We start from the raw sequence: 25370 nt of genomic DNA on the forward strand, positions 1-25370 counted from the left end.
TCAAAACAGTTTCCGGCCCCTCTCGGGGTAGATAGGTAGCTATACACTATGGATGACTTTGTTGCAGCTACAAGTGTTGTCAAGTTTCTGTCCCCTCTCTAGGTAGATAGGTATCTATACATAGATACAGCATCTGTATCGGAGTTTATGGACTTTGGGTTTCCGGCCCCTCTCGAGGTTGATAGGTATCCATACCAAAATGAACCGCTTAGAATCACTCACGGACGAGTCTAAGTTTCCGGCCCCTCGCGAGGTAGATAGGTAGCTATACCCGGCTGGTGGTGGGAGGAGTCAGATGGCCCTTATCCGTTTCCGGCCCCTCTCGAGGTTGATAGGTAGCTATACAAAGGTGAAACTTTTGAAAAAGCCATGTCTTATCCGTTTCCGGCCCCTCGCGAGGTAGACAGGTGTTTATCTTCAAGGTAACTTCGCTAATGTTGGAAAATACATTTTCTAGTTTCCGTCCCTCTCAAGGTAGATAGGTAGCTATACCAAAAAGAAATTGAAGCTGACTATGTGAAACAAGAAGCGTTTCCGGCCCCTCCCGAGGTTGATAGGTATCTATAAAGTTATAGGAAACATCTACGAAAATCCTGAGCTTTTGGAGTTGCCGGCCCCTCGCGAGGTAGATAGGTAGCTATACAGAACAAAGATAACCCAGAAAGCCTCGACGGAGTTCCGTTTCCGGCCCCTCTCGAGGTGGATAGGCACCTATACGTAAGCGGTACTGGTTCGACGAAGATGGTTACATGGCGTTTCCGGCCTCTCGCGAGGTGCGTAGAATGTTCTTTATGGTTTAGATGTGAGTATTTATGCGAAACCTGAATTATTTCCGGCCCCTCGCGAGGTTAATAGGTAGCTATACAAGAATTTGATAAGATTTCAATCAATGCTTTTTACAACCTGTTTCCGGCCCCTCTCAAGGTAGATAAGTATCTATACGAAAAGCCGGTAATTCCTGCACCAGTAGTTGATCTGTTTCCGGCCCCCCTCGAGGTAGATAGGGAGATATACTGTCTCAGTTCCTGATGTGAAGCCCGAAAAACATGTATTTCCGTCCCCCTCGAGAGGTAGGTATCTATACTTACCGTAAATTAAAAGGAAATGTCACTCTTTTTCATCCGATGTTTCCGTCCACTCGCGAGGGAGATAGGGAGATATACCCCATATCTTGTATGTAAACTCATAACAAGCACTAGATATAACCTATTGGAAACTAATATTAGTATACCATATTCTGAAAGAGTTTTCATTTCTGAATACCAAATTAATCACATACCTTTTTTATTCCTCCTAAATGTATAAAGGATACTATTTTATTATTAAAATTCTTTTTATCAAGCCCAAAATTTAATTTTTTTAATACAAAAAACGAACCAGCTTTACTGATTCGTTTCATAACTGCTAACTCCTACTTCCGATACATTTTAAACTGTAGGAAGAGGTCACTATATTTTCCTGTCCATTTATGATCAAATTTCTCATAAACTTCCAGGTGTTTCATGGTGTCAGCGTCTGGATAGAAGGATTTGTCTTTTTTTGTCTCCTCTGGGAGCATTTCCTTTGCTGGTAGGTTTGGTGTTGAGTAGCCCACATACTCCGCATTTTTGAGAGCATTTTCGGGTTTCAACATAAAGTTGATAAAGGCATAGGCCGCATCTTGGTTTTTCACAGTTTTTGGAATAACCATGTTATCAAACCAGAGATTGCTGGCCTCAGTCGGAACGACATACTTGAGATTAGGATTTTTCTCCAACATCTGGCTGGCTTCCCCAGAAAAGGTCACACCGATGGCAGCATTGTTCTGGATCATGTAACCCTTCATCTCATCCGCCACAATGGCCTTGATATTTGGAGTCAGTTTGTAGAGTTTGTCTACCGTTTCTTCCAACTGCTGAGGATCCTTTGAGTTGAGACTGTAACCGAGTGAGTTAAGCCCGAGTCCCAGCACCTCACGCGCCCCATCAAAGAGCATGACGGAATCCTTGTATTCTGGTTTCCAGAGGTCATCCCAATGCTCAGGCGCCTCCTCTACCATAGTTTCATTGTAGACAATTCCCAAGGTCCCCCAGAAATAAGGAATGGAGAATTTATTTCCCGGGTCAAAAGACTGGTTGAGAAACTCAGGTCCGATATTTTCGATTCCTTCAATTTTTGAATAATCAAGGGGAACCAAGAGATCTTCATCCTTCATCTTGTTGATCATGTACTCACTTGGGATGGCAATATCGTAGGTCGTTCCACCTTGCTTAATCTTGGTATACATGGCTTCATTGGAATCAAAGGTCTCATACTGAACTTGGATCCCTGTTTCTTCTGTGAATTTCTCCAAAAGTTCGGGATCAATGTAGTCTCCCCAGTTGTAGATAACCAATTTTTGACTATCTCGACTGTTGATTTTACTATCTAAATGAGTCGCAATTCCCCACAAGACAAGGATAATCGCTACAATTCCTGCTAAAAATGAATAGAGTTTTTTCATGCTTGCTCCTCCTTCTCACGTGAAATAAAGTAATATCCAACAACTAGGATAATACTAAAGAGAAAGACAAGGGCAGACAGGGCATTGATTTCCAGCGAAATTCCCTTGCGAGCTCGAGAGTAAATCTCGACTGATAGAGTCGAAAAGCCATTCCCTGTGACAAAGAAGGTCACGGCAAAATCATCCAGCGAATAGGTGAAGGCCATGAAATAACCTGCAATGATAGACGGTGTGAGATAAGGAAGCATGATTTCCTTAAACATCTGAAACTGGCTGGCACCTAGGTCATAAGCCGCGTGAATCATATCATCATTCATTTCCTTGAGGCGAGGCAAGACCATCAAGACCACGATTGGGATGGAAAAGGCCACGTGACTAGATAAAACCGTCAAAAAGCCAAGAGAAAACTTAAGCTGGGTAAAGAGAATCAAGAAGCTGGCACCAATCATAACGTCAGGTGCAACCATGAGAATATTATTGAGTGATAAAAAGGCTTCTTGGTATTTCTTACGAGACTGGTAGATATAGATAGCTCCGAAAGTCCCGATAATGGTCGCAATCAAGGCTGATAGAAAGGCCAAGAAAAAGGTTTGGGTGAGGATCAACATGAGACGACTATCACCAAACATGGTTTGAAAATGGCTCAAGCTAAAACCAGTAAAGCTGTTCATATCATCGCCAGCATTAAAGGCATAGCCAATCAAGTAAAAGATTGGTAAATATAGGATGATGAAGACAAAGGCTAGGTAGAGATTAGCAAATTTTTTCATCGTTCTCTCCTTTCCTTGGTCACCCACATGGTGAGAAACATGGTCAGGATGAGGATCACACCGATGGTAGAACCCATTCCATAGTTGTCATTTGTAAGGAAGTTCTGCTCAATAGCCGTTCCCAGTGTGATAACGCGGTTCCCACCAATCAAACGTGTCAGCATGAAGAGACTCAAGCTGGGGATAAAGACCGACTGAACCCCACTTCTCACTCCATTCATTGATAGAGGGAAGATAACGTGGCGGAAAGTTTCCCACTTGGTCGCACCGAGGTCATAACTGGCATTGATAAGATTGTTATCCATATCATCCAAGACATTGAAGATGGGCAAAATCATAAATGGAAGCTCGATGTAGCTTGCGACAAAGATAAAGGAGAAATCGGTAAAGAGCAACTGTTGCGAACCGATTCCGATAAATTCCAAAAATTGATTAATAGAGCCATTTTGACCAAAAATCCCGATAAAGGCATAGGCCTTAAGGAGCAGGTTAATCCAAGTCGGCAGGATAATCAGCATGAGCCAGAGTTGACGGTGCTTGAGACGGGTCAAAAAGAGGGCTGTTGGATAACTGATGAGTAGCGTTACCATGGTCACAATCCCTGCATAAAGCACAGAGTTGAAGCTCATTTTGAGATAGGTCAAGTTTTGTGACGCAAAGTAAGATTTATAGTTTTCTAAACTAAACTGCCCTTCGATGTTGAAAAAGGATTGTCCAAAAATCAAGACCAAGGGTGCGAGAACAAAGAGGGCAATCCAGAGCATATAGGGCACTACAAAGAGTTTAGAGGTTGTTTTCTTCATCTCTTTCCTCCTCGATCGCGTTAATCAGACCTGCTTCTTGCTCTTCGATTTCTACGTACTCCTCGATTCGAGCATCGAACTCTTCTTCGGTTTCGTTGAGACGCATGATGTGGATGTCTTCTGGTTCAAAGTCCAGACCGATTTCCTCTCCAACGATGGCCTTACGGGTCGAGTGGATCATCCATTCATTTCCGAGCTCATCATAGGCAATAATCTCATAGTGAACTCCACGGAAAAGCTGGGTATCAACCTTGACTTGGAGCTTGCCTTCTTCAGGAAGAGTGATGCGCAAGTCCTCTGGACGAATGACAACCTCAACAGGCTCATTTGGCTTCATCCCCCCATCGACCGCTTCAAAGCGTTTGCCATTAAACTCGACCAAGTAGTCCTCAATCATGGTTCCTGGCAAGATGTTGGACTCACCGATAAAGGTGGCAACAAAGTGGTTGATCGGCTCATCGTAGATGTCCACCGGCGTTCCAGACTGAACAATCTCGCCATCGTTCATAACGAAAATCCAGTCACTCATAGCCAGGGCTTCTTCCTGATCATGAGTGACAAAGACAAAGGTAATTCCCAATCGTTGTTGCAATTCACGCAGTTCATACTGCATGTCTGTTCGCAATTTCAAGTCCAGCGCTGACAAAGGCTCGTCCAGCAAGACCACACGGGGCTGGTTGATAATGGCACGGGCAATGGCCACACGCTGACGTTGTCCTCCAGAAAGTTTACGGATAGAACGTTTCTCATAACCTTCCAACTGAACCATCTTGAGAACTTCCGCAACACGTTGTTCGATTTCTTTCTTGTCGACTTTACGCAAGCGGAGTGGAAAGGCAACATTTTCAAACACATTCATATGTGGAAACAAGGCATAGGATTGGAAGACGGTATGGACATCTCGTTTATTAGTTGGGATGTCATTGATCCGCACCCCATCCAGTAAAATATCCCCTGTCGTCGCATCCAGTAAACCTGCAATGATGTTTAGAATGGTTGATTTTCCTGAACCAGATGCACCCAAAAGAGTGTAAAATTTCCCTTCTTCCAACTCAAAATTGATGTCTTTGAGAACCTTGGTGTTGCTGTCTTCAAAAACTTTAGAGACGTTTTTGAATTCAATAATTGGTTTTTTCAATTGTCATAAATTCCTTCTTTTTCATAAATTAACAGATCAGGGCTCTGTCAGGCCGCTACCACCTCGTGTAGGAGATTAAACTGCCTACATACATCTTCACTAACGATAGGCTTTCACCCCCTTTAAATGGTTATAGCAGCAACTTTTCTACCCCAACCTTATTCTTTCTCACCCAAGATTCGGACTTCTCTTTCAAGAGTGACACCTGAGTGTTCCTTGACTTTTTCAATAACAGATTGGATCAAGTCTTCATAGTCTTTGGCCGTTCCGTCAGCAACATTGATCATAAAACCGGCATGCTTTTCAGATACTTCCACACCACCGATTCGATAGCCCTTCAGGCCAGCTTCTGAAATCAGCTGTCCTGCAAAATGCCCAACTGGACGCTTAAAGACTGACCCACATGATGGGTATTCTAGAGGTTGTTTGAGTTCACGTAGGTGCGTCAAGCGGTCCATTTCTTGCTTGATAACCTGATGATTCCCTGGAGCTAGGGCAAATTTAGCTGACAAAACAACAGCCCCAGAATCCTGAATAGCTGAATGGCGGTAACCAAAAGCCAAGTCCTTGGCAGATAAGGTCTCGATTTCCCCTTCCTTGGTCAAAATTTGACAAGACTGCAAGATATGAGCAATCTCTCCTCCATAGGCACCCGCATTCATAAAGACAGCTCCACCGATGCTTCCAGGAATCCCACAAGCAAACTCAAAACCAGTCAAACTATGACGGAGAGCAATACGTGTCGTTTCGATCAAGTTGGCTCCTGCTTCTGCTTCGATGGTATAGCCATCAACCGAAACGTTATTGAGCTTATCGCACAAGATGACAAAACCACGGATTCCACCTTCACGAACAATGATATTGCTGGCATTTCCTAGCACCATCCAAGGAATATTCTCTTGATTGGCAAATTGAACAACACGCGCCATCTCATAGCGATTGCGCGGTAAAACTAGGTAATCTGCTCGACCTCCAACCTTGGTATAGGTATAGGTCTTCAAAGGTTCCTTAAAACGAATATCGATTCCTTCTAGGATTTCAAGCATTTTTTCTTTTACTGACATGTCACTCTTCCTTTTTCAAAATTCATTCCATTATACCATTTTTAGAGACATTTGACGACCATAAAAAGAGCTTGTTTTATCATTACATAAAAAAAGAGGTCACCCCTCTTTTTATGATTTTTTCCAAAATGTAAATTTTGTCAGCCAGATAAAGGCTAGAAGTTCTGCGAGAAGAATAAACTCAACTAAAAGCGGATTTGCAATCCATCCTACCTGAGATAAGGCTGGAGCCAAGTCAAACAAGGCATGCAAACCATAGGCAGCAAGGAGGTAGATCCATTTCTTTTGACGGACACTTTGATAGACCCAGATGGAAAGACCAATTTGTAGAATCAGAGCAAGCACACGTTCAACTCCTAGTAAATAAACCTGCCATACAGAAAGAGACTGAACCGTTTCGAGCGTAGATTTTGGAAGAAGATTGGCTACATCAGTATTTGAAGACTGGATGAGTGAAAAGAGAATCAAAAGACTGATCAAGCTTCCCATTCCGAGATAGAGCATCTCCAAGCCCCCATGTCCCAAACCATAGGCCAAAGCATCTCGATCTTCTAGCTTTCTCTTTTTCTCCAACCATTTAAAAAAGATAAGACGAGCCGTCTCTTCAAAGAGGGCTGCCATAGCGATCCCATAAAGGACGTATAAGAAAGGCTGCTCCTGCATAAGCGGAATGGTTCCATCTTTTTGCGGATGGAGTATCAGAAGGTGAACCATCTTCTCTAACACTTGAGAAGAAACAAAAAATGCGATTGCCCCCAAGCCCATCACTGCAAGAGAGATTTTAAACCGTTTTTTGGCATACCAAGTTCCACTTACTAGAATGAGAACCAAAGCGATCATGGTAAGGATAATATGTACTGTCATCTTTTTCTCCTATTCTGACTTATCAATATCTTTCTTCATCTCGTCAACGTTAAATTTGGCAAATAAATACTGGCGATCTTGGACTGGAAAACGTTGGTCCAACTGGTCGACTGCCCCAACCTCGATCATTCCTTCTTTGATAACAAAGTCCATCACATGCCCACCAAAGGTCAAATCATCTGAGATAAAATGCAAATGGTAGCCTGCAACACTCACTCCATGGAAAATCTCCGGTGTCCAAAATCCAACAATGGTTCCCGATACATTTTCCCGGCTATATTCAGGTTGGTGAGTCGCTACATCAGCAAACTTGGTATCAGGTGTGGATTTAGGAATCATACGTACGTGCATTTGTGAAAATTCGCCATGAATCTTGATGGAACGAAAAAGATTTTCCCCATCATAGTAGGACTCAATCCGCTTTTCTAATTCCTTATCAGTCATCTCAAAGCGCTGACGGAAAATCACTTCTGCCTGATGAGGAACCACTGCTGCATAGGGAATAAGGGCATCCGCTGCCACTTCAACGATTTCAGGCGTTTGACCAGACCCCTTGGCTTGATAAGCCTTGCCATCAAGGACGATCAATTCCCCGTCAATCGAATCCAAAGTCCCCAAACCAAGGTCACCATGTTCCAGCAATTCTCCTACTGTCATGGTTCCACCATAGAGACCTGCCATTAGGGCACCTAGAGTATTGTATTGAAATAATTTTACCGGTTCCTGCACTTTTCTATCCATTCTCTTTCTTATCTTCTTTTCAATGAATCATCATACTTTCTAAGTATACCACATTTGCTCCTAGTTGTGAAAGGGAGAAATGCTTTTCCCATTGCAAAGGAGTCAAAAAAAAGGTACAATGTAACAAAATCAACGGAGGTCTGGAATGAAGAAAGAAAGTAAATACCAAGCAGTCGTTTCCTTTCTCAAAAAAGGTATCGAATCAGGAAAATTTCCAACAGGTAGCCGGCTTCCCTCTATTCGTCAACTGAGCCAAGACTTCCACTGTAGCAAGGACACTATCCAACGAGCCCTGCTGGAATTACGCCATGAACAATACCTCTATGCCAAACCCCAAAGTGGTTACTATGTTCTGGAGCAAGGACAGCATCAGGACTTGGAAATCGAAGTCACTGACGAACATGCCAGTGCCTATGACGACTTCCGACTCTGCGTCAATGAAACCCTGATAGGCCGAGAAAACTACCTCTTCAACTACTATGACAACCAAGAAGGCCTTGAGGAACTGAGACAATCTGTCCAGCAACTCCTCTTTGACCAAGCCCTCTACTGTAAACCCGACCAACTGGTTCTAACATCTGGTACCCAACAAGCTCTCTTTATACTTTCTCAGATTAACTTTCCGAGCCAGGGAACTGAGATTTTGGTCGAACAGCCGACCTACCACCGGATGAACCGTCTCTTGGTCGCTCAAGGATTAGCCTACCAGACCATTGAACGCCGTATTGATGGCATCAACCTTGAAGAACTGGAAGAACAGTTCAAATCTAGGAAAATCAAGTTTTTCTACACCATTCCTCGCTTCCACTATCCCCTAGGTCATTCCTATTCTGATCAGGAAAAAAGGGCTATTTTGGATCTAGCAAATCAGTATGGTGTATATATCGTCGAGGATGATTATCTAGGTGACTTAGACTCTAAAAAGGGACAAACCTTCCACTATCTGGATACTGAGGATCGGGTCATTTATATCAAGTCCTTCTCAACTAGTCTCTTTCCAGCCCTTCGTATTACCGCCCTCATTCTCCCAAATGCTCTAAAAGAGGCCTTTGTTTCCTACAAAAATATCCTGGACTATGACAGCAATCTCATCATGCAAAAGGCTCTTTCTCTTTACATCGATAGCCAGTTATTTGAAAAAAATCGATTGGCCAGACTGAGCCTTCAAGAGAACTATCAAACTCAGATTAAGGAAGTACTTGAAAAAAACACCTGTCCCTTGCCCCACTATCCTCTACACGATGGTCTTTTGCTTGATTTGAGACACTATCCTAAGATTGCTAGTTTGAAACACAGCTCACTCAAACTAGACTTTTTTGAGAAGGCTTATTTGGATGCCTGTCCTTATCAGTTCGCCAAAGTCACTCTTGAAAATCTAGAAGAGCTATTAGAATACATAAAAGCAGAATTGGATTAAAGTCCAACTCTGCTTTTTCTTATTGTTCAACTTCCGTTAGTTTCGCTGCCTTTTCAAGATAGTTTTGATAGGTTCCGTCATCTTTCAGTTTTTGGATAACCTTATCTACTACTGCTTTCAAGTCTGACTGATCCTTCTTGATAGCAACGGCATTGGCTTCGCCATCTTTCATCGTCAAAGTAGCTGTCGCAACGACAAGGTCTGAGTTTTTACCAGCGTAACTAAGAGCCACTGGTTCATCCATATGAACAGCATCCACTTTTCCAGCTTGCAATTCATTGACTGCTTCCCCCATATTGGTCAAGGATGTCAATTGGGCATTTGGCAATTGTTCCTTGACCATGGTTTCTGGCACAGTTCCCTTTTGAGCTGCGATATTGGCACTTGCGAGGTTTGAAAGATCCTTGTATTTGTCTAAATCGGCTTTTCTAACCAAGAAACTCATCTTGTTTTCATAGTAAGGAATTGAAAAATCAAAGACTTCCTTTCTCTCATCAGTGGCACTAATTCCTGCAATGGCTAAGTCAGCCTTTCCAGTTTGAAGACTGGTCAAGACATTGTCAAAACTCATGCTAGAGATTTCAAGTTTAACCCCAAGCTCGTCTGCAATTGCTTGAGCCATATCAATATCTGCACCAACCACTTGGTTTTTACCATCTACCAAGGCTTGGAATTCAAACGGTGCATAGTCTGGACTGGTCGCAACAACTAGCTTTCCTTTTTGTTTAATAGCGTCCACAGCAGACTGGGAACTATCTGTTCCTGACTGGCAAGCTACTAAAACCACACTGGCAAGCATGCTACACACAACTAATATCCATTTCTTAAATTTCATAAATAAACGACCTTTCTGTTAATTCTGAATAATTATAACTCTTTTAAAAATAGTTGTCAACCCTTTTAGAGATTTTGATTGTAAAACAATTCTTTTCATAAAAAATAAGACTGATTTATTTTAATCAGCCTTATTTCTGTATATTTAAACCGTTTCTTATAGTTCGACAATCTTACCTGTTTCAAAGTAAACAACCCATTCACAGATATTTTTTGCGTAGTCTCCAATACGTTCCAAGAAAGAAATGACCTGGAAGTAATCACGGCCTGTAACGATAGCTTCAGGATTTTTCCTAATTTCTTCTGTAGCCAAATCTCGGATGCTATCAAAGTAATGGTTGATTTTTTCGTCCATCGCTGCTACTTCGTAGGCTTGATCCACAGAACCGTTGAGATAGAGATCTAGAGCTGCTTCAACGAAGTTTTTCACGTCGCGTCCCATCTTTTTGATTTCTTCTTCAACAGAAGGGATACGTTGCTCCCCCTTCATACGAATAGTCGCTTCAGCGATAGACACTGCATGATCTCCCATGCGTTCCACGTCTGAAACTGCCTTTAGAACGGTCAAGACGGTACGAAGGTCTTGCGAAACAGGTTGTTGGAGGGCGATCATTTCAAATGATTTCTTTTCCAACTTCACTTCATATTCATTAACTTCTGCATCGTCTTCGATGACTTCTTTTGCCAAATCACGGTCATGCGTGACAAAGGCACGCACTGTACGATTGATCTGCGAGAGCACTTCTTGTCCCATGGCATAGAACTGGTTATGCAATTTCTCCAAATCTTCTTCAAATTGAGATCGTAACATCATTCAACTCCTTATCCAAATTTTCCTGTAATATAATCTTCTGTTTCCTTGTTTTGTGGCTCTAGGAACATCTTCTTCGTATCGTTAAACTCGATTAAATCCCCATCTAGGAAAAAGCCTGTTTTATCAGAGATACGTGAGGCTTGTTGCATCGAACGCGTCACCAAGAGCATGGTGTATTTATCTTTCAGACCATACAAGGTTTCCTCTATCTTACCTGCAGAAATAGGATCCAAAGCTGAAGTTGGTTCATCTAAGAGGATGATTTTCGGACTGGTTGCTAAGACACGAGCAACACAAACACGTTGTTGTTGTCCACCAGAGAGACCAATGGCCGAATCATGCAAACGATCCTTTACTTCATCCCAGATAGAAGCACGTTGCAAGGCCTTTTCTACTGCTTCATCCAAAACATGTTTATCCTTAACCCCATTGATACGCAGCCCATAGACAACATTTTCGTAGATAGACATAGGGAAGGGATTGGGCTGTTGAAAGACCATACCAATTTCCTTACGCAATTCAACCGTATCGGTACGGGGGCTGTAGATATTGTGACCATTATAGACCACTGATCCAGTTGTTGTCACCTCAGGATTTAGATCGCCCATGCGGTTGATGGCTTTGAGCAGGGTAGACTTTCCTGATCCAGAAGGACCAATCAAGGCCGTTATTTCCTTAGGTTGGAAAGAAAGGGAAACACTATTCAAGGCCTTCTTTTTATTGTAATAAACGGACAGGTCTGACACCTGTAAAATCGCTTCTGACATACCGTTTCCTTTCTAACCAAAGTGTCCCGTTACATAGTCATTGGTTGACTGTAACTTAGCATTTTGGAAAATATTGGATGTCTTATCGTACTCAATCAAATCACCCAGGTAGAAAAATCCTGTGTAGTCACTTGCACGCGCAGCCTGTTGCATACTGTGGGTAACGATGATGATGGTAAAGTCCTTCTTCAATTCCAGCATGGTTTCTTCCAGCTGGGCTGTCGCAATCGGATCCAAGGCTGACGCCGGTTCATCCATCAAGAGGATATCTGGCTTGACAGAGATGGCACGAGCGATACAGAGACGTTGTTGTTGTCCACCAGAAAGCATCAAGGCTGATTTGTGGAGGTCATCTTTGACCTGATCCCATAGGGCAGCCTGTCTTAGAGAGGTTTCTACAATTTCATCAAGGACTTTCTTATCCTTAACTCCTGCACGTTCATGAGCAAAAGTGATGTTGCGGTAAATAGACTTGGCAAATGGATTTGGACGTTGGAAGACCATCCCGATATGCTTGCGCATCTCATAGACATTGATTTCTGGACGGTTGACGTCAATCCCTCGGTAGAGGATTTGACCTGTGACCTTGGCAATATCAATGGTATCATTCATCCGGTTGAGACTGCGAAGATAAGTAGATTTCCCTGATCCAGAAGGACCAATCAAGGCTGTAATTTTATTTTTTTCAAATTGCATATCGATGCCCTTGATGGATTCATTTTTACCATAGTAAACATGTAAATCCTTAGTAGAGAGGGCCACTTTTTCTTCAGGGAAGGTGATGATATGCTTTTCGTCCCAGTTATATTTTGACATGGCTTCTCCTTTAGGCAGCGGTTAATTTCTTGTGTAAATAGCTTCCGAGTTTGCGTGCCCCAAAGTTAAAAATCAAGATAAAGATGAGGAGCACTGCGGCAGAACCAGCTGATACAATGGTAGCATCAGGAATGGTTCCTTCACTGTTGACCTTCCAGATGTGGACAGCCAAGGTTTCTGCTTGTCGGAAGATTGAGATAGGGCTGGTAACACTGAGGATATTCCAGTTAGACCAGTCAAGGGCTGGAGCGGATTGTCCTGCCGTATAGATAAGAGCGGCGGCCTCACCAAAGATTCGGCCAGAGGCCAAGACAACACCCGTTAAGATACCTGGAAGGGCTTCTGGAATGACGACATGGACCACAGTCTCCCAACGAGAAATTCCAAGGGCAAGACCAGCCTCACGTTGTGTATGGTGAACGTGTTTTAAACTGTCCTCAACATTTCGAGTCATCTGAGGGAGGTTAAAGACCGTCAAGGCCAAGGCACCTGAAATGATTGAAAATCCATACTCAAACTGGACTACAAAGATCAAGTAACCAAAGAGACCCACAACGACTGATGGTAGAGAAGACAAAATCTCAATACAGGTACGAATAAAATTGGTCACAGGTCCTTTTTTGGCATACTCAGCGAGGAATACACCAGCCCCCATAGATAGCGGAACAGAAATAATCAAGGTAATGACCAAAAGGAAGAAGGAATTATAGAGCTGAATCCCGATACCCCCACCTGCTTGATAAGAGGAAGATTTCCTTGTCAAGAAGGACCAAGAGATATGTGGTAACCCTCTCACCAAGATATAGAGAATCAAGGATGCCAAGATGGCAACGATGATACCCGCGATGGTATAGAGGACAGCTGTTGCAAGTTTATCTAATTTCTTAGCGTGCATAGTTTTTCTTTCCTCTTTCTTTCGTAATCAATTTAATCACACTGTTGAAGGCTAAACTCATCAAGAGCAAGACTAGGGCCAGTGACCAGAGAACGTTATTATCAACCGTTCCCATGACGGTATTTCCGATACCCATAGTCAATACAGATGTCAAGGTCGCAGCTGGTGTTGTTAGCGAGGTTGGGATAACTGCTGAGTTTCCGACAACCATCTGAATAGCAAGAGCTTCACCGAAAGCACGCGCCATCCCAAAGACCACTGCAGTGAAAATACCTGAACGTGCTGCTTTCAAGGTCACACGCCAGATGGTTTGCCAACGAGTGGCTCCCATAGCTAAACTGGCTTCACGGTAATGACGAGGAACAGCACGCAAGCTGTCTGTTGTCATAAAGGTTACAGTTGGTAGGATCATGACAAAGAGAACGAAAATCCCTGACAAGATCCCAAAACCAGTTCCACCAAAGATGCTACGAACAAAAGGCACCACAACTTGCAAACCGATAAATCCATAGACGACTGAAGGAATACCGACGAGAAGTTCAATGGCTGGTTGCAAAATCTTTGCACCCTTTGGTGAGACTTCTGTCATAAAGACTGCAGCTCCGATAGCGAAGGGTGTTGCGATGAGGGCTGATAAAATCGTCACAATAAAGGAACCCAAAATCATTGGAAGGGCACCAAATTGTTTCCCTGAAGGATTCCAAGTTTGTCCAAAGAGGAAATCAAAGATGTTGACCCCATTGACAAAGAAGGTCGATAAGCCTTTTTGAGCTACAAAAATCAAAATCATGGCCACAATGATAACAATCAAAGAAAGGCAAGTGAAGGTCAAACCTTTACCAAACTTCTCAAGGCGAGAGTTCTTTGAAGGAGATAGTAATTTTTTTGATAATTCTTCTTGATTCATTATTGACCTCCTTCTACTGCTGTAACGGTACCTGAAGCATCCTTTTGGACTTTCATTTCATTGATAGAGATATAGCCCATGCCCTTAACAATTCCATTTTGGGCTTCATCTGAGAGGACGAAATTCAGGAATTCAGCAGCTAACTCATTTGGCTGACCAAGTGTGTACATATGTTCATAAGACCACAAAGGCCAGTTGTTGGTCGTTACATTCTCAGATGTAGGTTCATACCCATTCAGTTTCATGCTTTTCACGGAGTCATCTACATAGGCAAAAGCCAGGTAAGAAATGGCTCCAGGGGTTTGGGATACAATGGACTTGACCATCCCGTTAGAATCCTGTTCTTGACTCTGCATTGCCGATTGGCCATTCATAACCACCGTATCAAACGTCGCTCGTGAACCAGAACTTGCTGCTCGGTTGATGATTGAAATGGCCAGGTCTTTGCCCCCAACTTCTTTCCAGTTGGTCACTTCACCTGTAAAGATTTTGCGAAGTTGCTCGGTTGTGAGATTTTCAACATCCACTTCCTTGTTTACAATCACTGCAAGACCAGCCACTGCAACCTTGTGGTCTACCAGAGCTGAAGCATCGATTCCTTCTTTTTCCTCTGCAAAGACGTCAGAGTTCCCGATGTCAACTGCTCCAGACTGGACTTGAGATAGGCCTGTACCCGATCCACCACCTTGAACATTGACTGTTTTTCCGATGTTTCTAGAACCAAATTCATCTGCTGCCGCTTCGACAAGAGGCTGAAGAGCAGTTGAACCAACGGCTGTCATGGATTCTCCACGATCAATCCAGCTAGCGCATCCTGCTAGAGAACCTGCCATCAAAAGAGCTGCAAGAGACATGACGAGCTTTTTTCTTTTTTTCACTGTTATTCTCCTTGAACATAATGATAAATGTTCTGATTTCTTCCGTTTGTCCTGATCATCCAATTATCATCAATGATTGTCCCGCTTTATTTTATCTAGTCATTCTTAGGAGCGGACAATTCCATCGTATAATATAAGTAATAATGAAAGACTATCAGAAAAAACTCATACTTCCACTATAACATAGAATAGGTTCTTTGACTAGCTTTTTCACCTGAATCTGAGTCCTTTTGGATAATAATTTTTCAAAACATTTCCCGTTACCTTGGCAAAGCCTAGTCCGTTTCCTTGAACCACAACTTGATACCAACCATTTGGTCGAGCTTCAGCCAATTGAACGGTCTCACCAGCCACATATTTTACAAAGTCCTCATCATTGATTTCGACACTTTGTTTTACTTGACTTGGTTTCAAGGCTAATCCCAGAGCAAAGCTTGGTTCGAAGCGTTTCTTCTTAAAAGTACCCAGATGGAGGCCATTTCGGGCAATTTTGAGTTTCCCTAGATCAGGTAGCATCTCGGGCAAGAGATAAAGTTGGTCTCCAAAAGTCTGCAAGATACCAGTTAGATTGACTCGCAAGTGTTTTTGGGCAAATTCTTGCCACAAGACCAGCTGTTCCCGACTATGATTGCTCTTGCTAGCTTTGAATTTAGATGCTGGATTTTCTCCCTTAAAGTGCAGGTGGGCAACAAACTGGCCTTCTCCCTTGAAATGATGAGGGTACATCCGAGCCGTTTCAGGAAGATCAATTCCTGCTACCATACCGTTCACATGCTCGACTGGAAGCAATTCAAAATCATAAGTATCCAGCAACCAGTGGACGATTTCTTCATTTTCCTCAGGTGCCCAAGTACAGGTCGAATAGACCAGACGGCCACCTTCAGCAAGCATAGTCACTGCATCTTCTAAAATTTCCCTTTGGAGACTGGCACATTGGCTTGGATAATCGGTACTCCAATAATCCATGGCATCTGGCCGCTTACGAAACATCCCTTCACCCGAGCAAGGTGCATCAAGGACAATCACATCAAAGTAACCTTTAAAAACCTTGGCCAAGCGGTCAGCAGATTCATTAGTCACAACAACATTTGTCGCTCCAAATCGCTCCATATTTTCTACTAAAATCTTAGCACGCTTACTTGAAATTTCGTTGGAGACAAGGACTCCTTGATTAGCCAGATAAGCTGCTAGTTGAGTGGATTTTCCACCTGGTGCTGCCGCCAAGTCTAAGACCTTCATACCAGGACTTGGTTGAGCCACCTGGGCCACCATTTGGGCTGCAGGCTCTTGCGAATAAACGAGACCGGTCACATGCTCTGGTGACTTTCCAGAAACCTTACCATAATACCCCCAAGGTGTATGGGGAATAGCATCTGCAAACGATAACTGACTTTCTTTTAAGGGATTGACCCGAAAAGCCGAAACTGCTTCTTGTTTAAAAGAGGCAAGAAAGTCTCTTGCCTCGTCTTCTAGTATCGCTTCATATTTTTCAACAAATCCTTCTGGAAATTGCATTTAGTTCTCTTTCCTTTCGTAGATATAAGACTGAATCTCTTCTTGCATCTCGATTGGCACCATCATGACAGGCTGACGCGTTTTAAAATCAGCGGGCTCACCCGATACCGTAAGAAGGCGATAACCCAGACTTTCCCCTAAGATACTGGCCGAAGCGTAATCCCATGGCTGCAGATAGGTAATATAAGTCAGAAGACGACCTGATAAAACCTTGGCAAAACTAATGGCCGCACTGCCGTAGACACGGACACCCAACGCTGCTCGACCCAAATCACCCAATCCCCACTCATTGCTTTCAAACATACCTGAGTTGCCGGCAACTAAAAATTCTTGAAGAGGTTTCTTTTTAAAAGGCGGTAAGGGCTCATTATTGCGGCAAGGAGGAAAGGCACCACCACCATGGTAACAATCACCTTTCATGACATCATAGATGATGCCAAATTTGCCAACCCCATTTTCAAAATAAGCCAACATCACGGCAAAATCTTCCTGCTGAGCGACAAAGTTATTGGTACCGTCAATGGGATCAATCACCCAAACGGAACCTTGACCGACTGCAGCACGTAAACAACCCTCTTCCGCGCAAATCAAGTCCTCAGGATAGGAGTACTTGATCCGTTCAACCAAGAGTTCCTGGACCTCCTTGTCCAAACGCGTCACCAAGTCAGTAGGGGAAGACTTGCGCTCAACCTGCAAATCTTCTTTCATGTGAGCCAAAATATAGGCAGCAGCTTCCTTCACAATCTGTTTGGCAAATTCAAATTTAGTTTTCAAGAGAAATCTTCCCTTCTCTTTTTTCCTTGGCAGCCTGAACTGCTCGGTAAAGCGAATAACCACTAACTGTTTCAAATTCTCGTCCCAAACGTTTCTCTTCACTCTTGCTTGGCACGACCAATTTGAATTCCTTGTAAGACTCTAGCAGTTTTTTTGCTTCTACCTTATCTTCATAAGCAGCTTCAACATCATTAAAAAAAGAAAGCACTGAAGCAAGTTCTTCAGTGCTCCACGACAAATCTAGTGGGTAACTATACTGTTTGTTCATCTATCCTATACCAGCTCTCAATGTTGCTTCTTTTAGTTCTTGTTTACGGTAACTACGAGGGAGAAAAGCACGAATTTCATCTTCATTAAAACCGATTTGCATGCGTTTGGTATCTATAATAATTGGGCGACGCAAAAGACTAGGATATTGCTCAATCAACTGAAGCAACTCCGATACCGAGATACTCTCTACATCAATATCCAATTTTTGAAAAATTTTTGAACGAGTTGAAATGATGTCATCAGTACCATTTTCGGTCAAGGAAAGAATATGTTGTAATTCTTTTCTTGTTAAAGGACTAGTCATAATATTATGCTCTTGAAAGGGCACTTTATGCGTCTCTAACCAAGCCTTTGCCTTACGACATGATGTACAACTCGGTGATAAAAATAGTGTAATCATGCTTTTCTCTTCTTTTATCTATACTTGCTATTTCTATTATACAAAAAAATAAAGCGCTTGACTAGGTATTTTTAGAAAAAAAGCCTATTTTTTCATAGAAAATAGACTGTTTTCTGCAAAAATCTCCTGCTTTGCAAGTTTATCTTTAGGATAACCTAACAATAAATAGGGAGTAGAGCAACTTCTCTCGTTTTTTATTAAAAATACAGAACTTTTTCCACTATTTCCTTGAAGCTTTAGCAAGAAGGAAACCAAACATTCCTTCATATAAAACAAAGAAAAGTACAAAGGCATGGAGAAAGAAAGTCTCTGGCAAAATCCAAATAACGGGATCCTTTGCTGGATCAAAAAGCCAGGTATCATCTCCCACAAAGAGAATCTGATGGAAAAGAGTAAAGAATTGCTCAAAACCAATCAACACTCCTACAAGCCCAATGACTAGAGGCAGTAGCACTAGAGCCAAGATACTTTTACGATATAGGGGTAGAAATCCTTTTTTCACAATCTTTCTAACAAAGAAATAGAAACTTGGTAATGTCACTAGGGCAACTAGCTGAACCAAGTGGAAGAGATTCTTCACCACCGCAAAATGGTGTAAACCTGCAGCTGATGAACGAAAATCTGGCATCTCCAAGACCTGACTAAAGGGATTGGTCAGGTAATTCATCAAGATATGAAAGTTATACAGAATGGTTTCGGGCTTTAGATAGACTCGATTCGCTAAGTTCAGCCACTCAATTTCTAAAGGATAGAAAATCCATGCCAGATAAATGGTTAAGAGAATAGACAGGGAGAGGAGAAAGAGCATACTTCCCCAAAAGGTCAGTTTAGTTTTCATCAAAATTCCACTCCGCAAGGCTAGAAACTACATGAGTTGGTGCGATTGGCAAGTCCGCCACTTCTTCTGCTTTGGTAAAACCTGTGGTCACCAAGAGCGTTGGAATGCCATTGTCAATCCCTGCTCGAATATCAGTCAAGTAGTTATCCCCGACCATGAGCAAGTCTTCTCGATCTATACCCAGATGTTCCACGGCCTTTTCCATGATGATCGCATTCGGTTTTCCGATATATACTGGTTTGACCCGTGTAGCGACTTCAAGAAGTGTAATTAGTGAACCAGCACCAGGCAAGAGACCTCGTTCCGTCGGGATATTGAGGTCAGGGTTGGTTCCGATAAAGTGAGCCCCCTTTTGAATGGCTAGAGTTGCTGTCGCAAATTTTTCATAGTCAACTTGCCAGTCCAGTCCAACTACCACATAGGCTGGACTTTCCTTGTCTTCCACATAACCAGCAGCCTTGATAGCTTCCTTGAGCCCCGCTTCGCCGATGACATAGACTGTCTTTTCCAGTCCTAAGTCATTCATATAGTCGATGGTTGCCAAGGTTGCTGTGTATACAGTCGATAGAGGCGTGTTGATATTAAAATTCTGAACCAACATCTCTTGAACACTCTCAGGAGTACGAGTTGTATTATTGGTCACAAAGAGGTAGGGAATTTCTCTTTTTTGTAACTCATGGACAAAAGCCTCACCCGCGGGAATTCGGTCTTTCCCCTTGTAAATGGTTCCGTCTAAATCAATTAAATAACCTTTATAAGTCATATCGTCCTTTCTAATTGCCTTCAATTTCTTGCCACGTAATCATAGCTTGGGCATTGATCTCGCCATCACTGATAATCTCATGCTTGCTTTCTAGCCCCTTGAGTTCATAAGCTGAAGCAATCATGCCACCTGGTCGCACTTCTTTGACATATTTGAGATTGATTTTCTTTGGAATATACTTAGTCAAAAAGTCTGCTCCCATGACCTCAAAAATCCAATCCAAGTATTTACTGTTATTAACATGACCATTCATATCCAAGTCGTAAAAACGAACATGGTAGTCTTTACTGATCGGGTCTTCTAGGTTAGCATACTTTGGCCCACGGATGAGTTTTTTATCAAACTCAGACTGGTAAGGCGCAACAATCTCCGGTTCGACAGCATGAACTTTCCGACTCTCTCTGTCCATGAGAACAAAGGTTGCTACCATACGAATGATTTCTTGACCTGCTTCATCATAGATAGTGAAACGGCGGTAGCAAAAAAGACGATTGTAAGTCAATGCTTCCGTTTCAATCGTAATCTCCTCAGCAAAGCGAGGCAAGCGAACCACGTCAATCGCATAGTCTGTAATAATCCAGACCAGATTGTAACGTTCTAACACATCCTTATCGCTAACTCCCAGTTCAATCGACTGCATACCTGATACTTGCAAGGACAGCAAAATCACATCTGGAAGTTTGATATGACCGTTCATATCCGCCATATCAAAAGGAATTTTCATTTTCATTTGATAAGTTAAGCCCATTGTTCTACTCCAAAATAAATCGTTCTGCTACAGTGTCTCCTAAGAAGAGACCTCTTTTTGTCATTCGGACACGATCACTGTCGATCTGCATAAGTCCTTGTTGAACCAAGTCTCTGATGATTTCGCCATAAAGTCCATCAAAGGATCGTCCAAATTTTTCCTCAAATCGCGCCATAGAAACTCCGGATTTTTTCCGGAGGCCTAGGAACATTTCTTCTTCCATCTGCTCCCTTTGACTCAGGTGTTCTTCTGTAATCCGAGCATTTCCTGCCTCTACCGCAGTGAGATAGTGGCGGATAGGACCGTGGTTTTTATAACGCACCCCGTCCACATAACCCGAAGCACCCGCACCGATACCATAATACTCGGCATTGTCCCAGTACATGAGATTGTGGCGACTTTCAAATCCGGGTTTAGAGAAATTGGAAATCTCATAATGCTCAAAACCAGCTCGCTCCAGTTCTGCGATGATGTACTCAAACATCTCCGCTTCTAACTCTTCCTTGGGTAGGGGCAATTTCCCACGTCTCATGCGGTTCATAAAGACCGTATGATTCTCCAAAATCAAGCTATAAAGGCTCATATGAGGAATATCAAGCGAGATTGCCTTAGCGACATTGTCCTTGACCTGATCCATAGTTTGACCAGGTAGAGCGTAAATCAAATCGATGGAAATATTATCAAAACCGGCCAGTTTGAGGCGGTCGATATTTTCATAAATATCCTTCTCCAAGTGACTACGCCCGATCTTTTTCAGCATTTTGTCATCAAAAGTCTGCACACCTAAAGAAACACGATTGACTGGTGACTGTTTCAAAACCATAATCTTATCTGCATCCAGATCACCAGGATTGGCCTCAATGGTCAACTCTTCTAAGGCTGACAAGTCTAGGTTTTTAGTCAAGCCATCTAAGAGCAACTCTAATTGCGAAGCGGACAGAGCCGTTGGAGTCCCGCCTCCAATATAGAGAGTTCGTAACTTTTTGATATCATAAGAACGAAACTCCTCTAGTAGATGCTTCAAGTAACTATCTACTGGTTGATTCTTGATAAATACTTTTGAAAAGTCACAATAATAACAAATCTGTGTGCAAAAGGGAATATGCACATAGGCGGACGTTGGTTTTTTCTGCATAGTACTTATTATACCACAAAGACAGGCTTGCAGATAAAAATCACCATCTCCAAAAACCAGAGATGGTGATACCTTATACTTCAGTAATATCGATGATGATTTCTTCTTGGTCTTCAGCAACGTCTGGAGTTGCTGACTGTTCTTGCCATTGCTCCTTGAGATTGTTAAAGGTTTCCTTTGACGCTTCTGTCGCTTGTCGAGCACAGTTTTTAGCTTGGTCAAGGACACTATCAAAAGTGATTTCACCAGATTCTACTTGTTCCTTTGTTTTCAGCACAAAGTCAGTTGCCTGTTCCTTCACTTCTGTTAGTTTTTCACAGACTTGCTCTCTAGCATATTCTGGATCTTCTCTCAAATCATCTAGAAAATCCTGAGCTTGACTACAAACTTGTTTACCCTTGTCACTGGTCAAAAACAAAGCAAGAGCTGCACCTGAAACTGTTCCTAAAAGGATAGAGGATAGTTTTCCCATAAGATTTCTCCTTTTTTATTTTTTGAAAAGTTTACTTGCGACACGAAGAGCGGACAAGCCTGCACCTGTTTTAATGGTCTTTGAACCAGCAGATGAAGCTTTTTTGCCTAAAACACGCGCATGTTGGTTGAGATCAGATACTGACTCAGATAAGTCAGCCACCGCCGTAAAGAGTGGATCAATCGTCGCAACTTTGATATTGATATCGTCTGCTAACACATTGACCTTAACCAACAATTCATTGGTCTGATGCAAGGTAACGTTCACATCTGAGCTCAACGTTTTGATGGTTTTCTCTGTCTCATCAATCATACGACCGGCTTTTTGAATCGTGATTGTCAAATAGACTAAACAGACAATCAAAGCAATCGCAACAAGTATATATGCAACTTCTAACATTTATTTTTCCTCCTCTGTATGATAGAAAGGGGCTTTCTTTCGATTTTGATAAAGTATGATAAAAATACCGAGTCCGATAAGGATAACTGATAACCATTGGGAAACTCGCAGACCAAAGAACATGAGACTATCCGTCCGCATTCCTTCGATAATCATACGACCAAAGCCATACCAAATCAAGTAGAAAGCAGTGATATGACCACGTCTGATTCCCTTTAATTTTCGTCTAAAAATCAGAATCAAAGCAAATCCAATCAGATTCCAAACCGACTCATATAAGAAGGTCGGCTGACGGTAGCTACCCTCAATGTACATCTGGTCACGAATGAAGCCTGGCAAATAATCCAAACTATCTACCGCTGCACCGTAGGCTTCTTGGTTAAAGAAATTTCCCCAACGCCCTAAACTCTGGGCAATCATGACACTCGGTGCTGCAATATCTAAGAAATCCCAAGTATTAATCAGCTTTCTATCTGCAAAGATATAAAGGACAACAGCACCCGCTATCAATCCTCCGTAAATGGCCAAACCACCATTCCAGATGGCGATGATTTCACCTGGATTTTGCAGATAATAATCTAAGCGAAAGAGTACGTAGTATAGTCTAGCACCTAAAATAGCAACTGGAAAAGCAATCAGGATAAAATCCAAAATATCATCTGATAGAATTTTCTTTTTAGGAGCTTCTTTCATGGCAAGATAGACTGCTAAAACCAAACCAGCTACAATACACAAAGCATACCAACGAATAGCAAAGGGGCCTATTTCAAATGCGACTGGATTAATCATGTTTCACCTCATTTTGAGCGATTAGATTTGTCAAGCGTTCTTCAAATAAACGTGTCGCGTCAAAGCCCATTTCTTTAGCACGGTAGTTCATGGCAGCCGCCTCAATAACAACGGAGATATTGCGTCCTGTTTTTACTGGGATGCGGATACGTGGAATAGCTACACCAGAAACTTCGAGTTCTTCGGCATTGTTTCCTAGACGGTCAAAGGTCTTATGCGTATCATAATTTTCCAAATAAACTGCTAGCTGAACTTGTGAAGAATCTTTTACAGCACTTGCACCATAGAGACTCATGATATCGATAATCCCAACTCCACGAATCTCAAGTAAATGTTTCAAGATTTCAGCAGGTTCGCCCCAAAGAGTCATCTCATCCTTAGAATAAATATCTACACGATCGTCTGCTACTAGACGGTGTCCACGCTTCACAAGCTCAAGACCTGTCTCACTCTTACCGATACCACTATCCCCTTGGATTAAGACACCCATGCCATAGATATCCATCAAGACACCGTGCACACTGGTACGTTTAGCCAAACGGGAATCAAGATAGCTAGAAAGTTCTCCAGATAAACGACTGGTTGCTGTTCGGCTAGTTAAAATCGCAATCTTACATTCCCTAGCAGCCCTCAACATTTCCTCTGGTACCACCAGGCCACGAGCCACGATAACCGCAGGTGTTTCAGGTAGAAACATTTTCTTCAAAACTTGATAACGGTTCTGTGCAGGCATGGCAACTAAATAGGACCACTCCTTCATCCCTAACAGCTGAATCCGTTCTGGTGTATAGTAATCAAAGTAGCCCGTCATTTCAAGACCAGGTCTCATAATGTCCGCAGTATTGATTTCTTTTTCAAGTAATTCGCCTTCACCATAGACAATATCTAGTCTGAGTTTTTCAATGACATCTCTTACTAAAACCGACATAATTTCCTCCTTCAATCGAGTTCTCCTTACTATTATATCAAATTGTAGTTGGAAGTTTCCTTTTTTTGCAGGATTTACAGTATTTATTTGATGTTACTTGGGAAAAGATTTAACTAGTAAGTCTTTTCGTACGCTTTCAAATTAACCGAGACAAATCTACTGCAAATCGGTCAACGTCTATCACCAAGTCCCTTCCAGATTTTTCTAAGTAAATTTTTGGAAGACCTTTTGTTAGTATTCTATTTGCATCAGCCATATCTTGAGGATAGGTATAGAACTGTTGACCTTTTGGAAACTGATTTTGGACTTGCCATTCTTCAAAGTCCTTCAAAAAAGTCTTATGAGATGGCATACTGACTTCTTCAAACAAGGAATGGTCAAACAATCGTACCAATCGATATAGACCATGAATCTCATCCGCAAAGCACTTATCAATCTTTTCATAGGGGAAGCCTCGTCTCTGATAAGCTTGGCATAAACTTTGTAAGGACTCACTTAATGCAACTGCATCTTTTCTTGCCAAGTTTATAAAATACCGAACAGAAAATTCTTCCATACCAGTTCGTTTTTTCTTCTCCAAAAAATGTTGTGCCAGCGAGAGAGACTCGGATAATCTTTCTTCATCTTGATAATAAAGAGCGTATAAAAGATTAATCACATTTTCTGGATAATAAGTTCCTTTCAACAAGGGTAAATCTTTGGGGATGAATGATGGAATGACTGAAAAATCGTTACAAGCAAAAGAGGTAAACAAGCCTTTCAAAATTCCATCTGTATAAATGGTTCCACTTGCTAACAAACCGCCTCTCATCAACTCAGTTCTTCCTGTTTGCCATAGCGCGTTGTTTAACTGTGTATAATCCCCATCTAAAAACGCCGCATAATAGGCAAAATATTTAGTATCATCTAGCAATAAGCTACTGTACAATTTTACCCTTAAAACCTTGTCAGACAATACTTTTGAATCGGTCAAATACTTTTCAAAAATTCTTTGGTTTGACTCTTCAAATTCCTTCCAATCTATCGGATCAGCACAATAACCCCAATCTTCCAAGTGATTTTCACGCATCTTTTGATATTCTTTTATATACTCTCTCATAACAATTTCTTCCTCTAAACATTGTGCAAAAAAAGACTAGACAAATCTAG

At 42.2% G+C, this 25370-nt stretch carries 30 protein-coding genes; 2 read left to right on the top strand and 28 right to left on the bottom strand.

All coding sequences use genetic code 11. From position 1 onward, the window contains the following. Positions 1–550: 550 nt before the first annotated feature. Positions 551–637: a YopX family protein gene (locus tag O3622_RS09230; RefSeq protein WP_142358718.1), complete on the top strand. Its 87-nt coding sequence runs from the start codon at positions 551–553 to the stop codon at positions 635–637. 630 nt (positions 638–1267) lie between these two features. Here the strand turns inward: O3622_RS09230 and O3622_RS09235 are convergent. The 8 genes from O3622_RS09235 to budA all read right to left on the bottom strand — a co-directional run bounded on the left by O3622_RS09235 (position 1268) and on the right by budA (position 7862). Beyond that, on the bottom strand, positions 1268–1399 hold the full coding sequence (locus O3622_RS09235) for a hypothetical protein (RefSeq protein ID WP_268699617.1): 132 nt from the start codon (positions 1397–1399) through the stop codon (positions 1268–1270). Positions 1400–1411: 12 nt separating this feature from the next. Beyond that, the gene (locus tag O3622_RS09240; protein WP_371607383.1) at positions 1412–2482 is read right to left on the bottom strand and encodes an ABC transporter substrate-binding protein; all 1071 of its coding nucleotides are present in this window, start codon (positions 2480–2482) and stop codon (positions 1412–1414) included. Then, the gene (locus O3622_RS09245; protein WP_070567660.1) at positions 2479–3252 is read right to left on the bottom strand and encodes an ABC transporter permease; all 774 of its coding nucleotides are present in this window, start codon (positions 3250–3252) and stop codon (positions 2479–2481) included. Before O3622_RS09245 ends, O3622_RS09240 begins: the two co-directional genes overlap by 4 nt. Then, positions 3249–4055, bottom strand: a complete 807-nt coding sequence (locus O3622_RS09250; RefSeq protein ID WP_000754121.1) for an ABC transporter permease — start codon at positions 4053–4055, stop codon at positions 3249–3251. The genes O3622_RS09245 and O3622_RS09250 overlap by 4 nt, the downstream gene beginning before the upstream one ends. After that, positions 4036–5193 carry an ABC transporter ATP-binding protein gene (locus O3622_RS09255; protein ID WP_000742905.1) on the bottom strand — a complete coding sequence of 386 codons (1158 nt, stop codon included), beginning with the start codon at positions 5191–5193 and terminating at the stop codon, positions 4036–4038. Before O3622_RS09255 ends, O3622_RS09250 begins: the two co-directional genes overlap by 20 nt. A 158-nt stretch (positions 5194–5351) precedes the next feature. Continuing rightward, the gene (gene murB / locus O3622_RS09260; RefSeq protein WP_000111590.1) at positions 5352–6257 is read right to left on the bottom strand and encodes a UDP-N-acetylmuramate dehydrogenase; all 906 of its coding nucleotides are present in this window, start codon (positions 6255–6257) and stop codon (positions 5352–5354) included. A gap of 111 nt (positions 6258–6368) precedes the next feature. After that, positions 6369–7121 (bottom strand): YhfC family intramembrane metalloprotease, encoded by a 753-nt coding sequence (locus O3622_RS09265; RefSeq protein WP_000215875.1) that lies wholly within the window; start codon positions 7119–7121, stop codon positions 6369–6371. A gap of 9 nt (positions 7122–7130) precedes the next feature. Beyond that, a complete protein-coding gene (gene budA / locus O3622_RS09270) occupies positions 7131–7862 on the bottom strand; it encodes an acetolactate decarboxylase (protein ID WP_000375405.1) in 732 nt (243 codons plus the stop codon). Between the two features lie 145 nt (positions 7863–8007). Between budA and O3622_RS09275 the strand changes: the two genes are divergently transcribed. Then, positions 8008–9279, top strand: a complete 1272-nt coding sequence (locus O3622_RS09275; RefSeq protein ID WP_242747681.1) for a PLP-dependent aminotransferase family protein — start codon at positions 8008–8010, stop codon at positions 9277–9279. A gap of 19 nt (positions 9280–9298) precedes the next feature. Here the strand turns inward: O3622_RS09275 and O3622_RS09280 are convergent, their stop codons facing one another. The 20 genes from O3622_RS09280 to O3622_RS09375 all read right to left on the bottom strand — a co-directional run bounded on the left by O3622_RS09280 (position 9299) and on the right by O3622_RS09375 (position 25320). After that, on the bottom strand, positions 9299–10114 hold the full coding sequence (locus tag O3622_RS09280) for an ABC transporter substrate-binding protein (RefSeq protein ID WP_371607384.1): 816 nt from the start codon (positions 10112–10114) through the stop codon (positions 9299–9301). A gap of 156 nt (positions 10115–10270) precedes the next feature. Continuing rightward, on the bottom strand, positions 10271–10924 hold the full coding sequence (gene phoU / locus O3622_RS09285; RefSeq protein ID WP_000946469.1) for a phosphate signaling complex protein PhoU: 654 nt from the start codon (positions 10922–10924) through the stop codon (positions 10271–10273). A gap of 11 nt (positions 10925–10935) precedes the next feature. Continuing rightward, complete coding sequence (pstB, locus tag O3622_RS09290; RefSeq protein ID WP_001287328.1) at positions 10936–11694, bottom strand: phosphate ABC transporter ATP-binding protein PstB; 759 nt, start codon at positions 11692–11694, stop codon at positions 10936–10938. Positions 11695–11706: 12 nt separating this feature from the next. Continuing rightward, on the bottom strand, positions 11707–12510 hold the full coding sequence (gene pstB / locus O3622_RS09295; RefSeq protein ID WP_000049851.1) for a phosphate ABC transporter ATP-binding protein PstB: 804 nt from the start codon (positions 12508–12510) through the stop codon (positions 11707–11709). A gap of 10 nt (positions 12511–12520) precedes the next feature. Further along, the gene (pstA, locus tag O3622_RS09300; RefSeq protein ID WP_371607385.1) at positions 12521–13405 is read right to left on the bottom strand and encodes a phosphate ABC transporter permease PstA; all 885 of its coding nucleotides are present in this window, start codon (positions 13403–13405) and stop codon (positions 12521–12523) included. Beyond that, a complete protein-coding gene (gene pstC, locus O3622_RS09305) occupies positions 13395–14312 on the bottom strand; it encodes a phosphate ABC transporter permease subunit PstC (RefSeq protein ID WP_001070950.1) in 918 nt (305 codons plus the stop codon). Before pstC ends, pstA begins: the two co-directional genes overlap by 11 nt. After that, positions 14312–15190: a phosphate ABC transporter substrate-binding protein PstS gene (locus tag O3622_RS09310; protein ID WP_007520299.1), complete on the bottom strand. Its 879-nt coding sequence runs from the start codon at positions 15188–15190 to the stop codon at positions 14312–14314. Before O3622_RS09310 ends, pstC begins: the two co-directional genes overlap by 1 nt. A 210-nt stretch (positions 15191–15400) precedes the next feature. Next, positions 15401–16705, bottom strand: coding sequence for an RsmF rRNA methyltransferase first C-terminal domain-containing protein (locus O3622_RS09315; protein WP_247929785.1), 1305 nt, complete (start codon positions 16703–16705; stop codon positions 15401–15403). After that, on the bottom strand, positions 16706–17479 hold the full coding sequence (locus O3622_RS09320; protein ID WP_000850026.1) for an inositol monophosphatase family protein: 774 nt from the start codon (positions 17477–17479) through the stop codon (positions 16706–16708). Further along, entirely contained in the window at positions 17469–17747 is a 279-nt protein-coding gene (locus tag O3622_RS09325) for a UPF0223 family protein (RefSeq protein WP_001041966.1), read from the bottom strand. Before O3622_RS09325 ends, O3622_RS09320 begins: the two co-directional genes overlap by 11 nt. Next, positions 17748–18149, bottom strand: a complete 402-nt coding sequence (locus O3622_RS09330; protein ID WP_000631261.1) for a Spx/MgsR family RNA polymerase-binding regulatory protein — start codon at positions 18147–18149, stop codon at positions 17748–17750. 220 nt (positions 18150–18369) lie between these two features. Beyond that, positions 18370–18987, bottom strand: a complete 618-nt coding sequence (locus O3622_RS09335; RefSeq protein WP_000850614.1) for a TIGR01906 family membrane protein — start codon at positions 18985–18987, stop codon at positions 18370–18372. Continuing rightward, entirely contained in the window at positions 18977–19750 is a 774-nt protein-coding gene (locus O3622_RS09340; protein WP_247929786.1) for a TIGR01457 family HAD-type hydrolase, read from the bottom strand. The genes O3622_RS09335 and O3622_RS09340 overlap by 11 nt, the downstream gene beginning before the upstream one ends. A gap of 10 nt (positions 19751–19760) precedes the next feature. Further along, entirely contained in the window at positions 19761–20498 is a 738-nt protein-coding gene (locus O3622_RS09345) for an acyl-[acyl-carrier-protein] thioesterase (RefSeq protein WP_247929787.1), read from the bottom strand. Between the two features lie 4 nt (positions 20499–20502). Then, on the bottom strand, positions 20503–21633 hold the full coding sequence (gene hemW / locus O3622_RS09350; protein ID WP_247929788.1) for a radical SAM family heme chaperone HemW: 1131 nt from the start codon (positions 21631–21633) through the stop codon (positions 20503–20505). Positions 21634–21706: 73 nt separating this feature from the next. Further along, positions 21707–22105 carry a YtxH domain-containing protein gene (locus O3622_RS09355; protein WP_000517390.1) on the bottom strand — a complete coding sequence of 133 codons (399 nt, stop codon included), beginning with the start codon at positions 22103–22105 and terminating at the stop codon, positions 21707–21709. Positions 22106–22120: 15 nt separating this feature from the next. Then, positions 22121–22504 carry a DUF948 domain-containing protein gene (locus O3622_RS09360; RefSeq protein ID WP_247929789.1) on the bottom strand — a complete coding sequence of 128 codons (384 nt, stop codon included), beginning with the start codon at positions 22502–22504 and terminating at the stop codon, positions 22121–22123. Then, complete coding sequence (gene lgt / locus O3622_RS09365; protein WP_247929790.1) at positions 22505–23293, bottom strand: prolipoprotein diacylglyceryl transferase; 789 nt, start codon at positions 23291–23293, stop codon at positions 22505–22507. Continuing rightward, a complete protein-coding gene (hprK, locus tag O3622_RS09370) occupies positions 23286–24221 on the bottom strand; it encodes an HPr(Ser) kinase/phosphatase (RefSeq protein ID WP_247929791.1) in 936 nt (311 codons plus the stop codon). Before hprK ends, lgt begins: the two co-directional genes overlap by 8 nt. A gap of 136 nt (positions 24222–24357) precedes the next feature. Further along, positions 24358–25320, bottom strand: coding sequence for a hypothetical protein (locus O3622_RS09375; protein WP_247929792.1), 963 nt, complete (start codon positions 25318–25320; stop codon positions 24358–24360). Between the last annotated feature and the right edge of the window lie 50 nt (positions 25321–25370).

Origin of the sequence: Streptococcus sp. 27098_8_51, assembly GCF_041432205.1 — a bacterium.
Lineage (GTDB): Bacteria > Bacillota > Bacilli > Lactobacillales > Streptococcaceae > Streptococcus.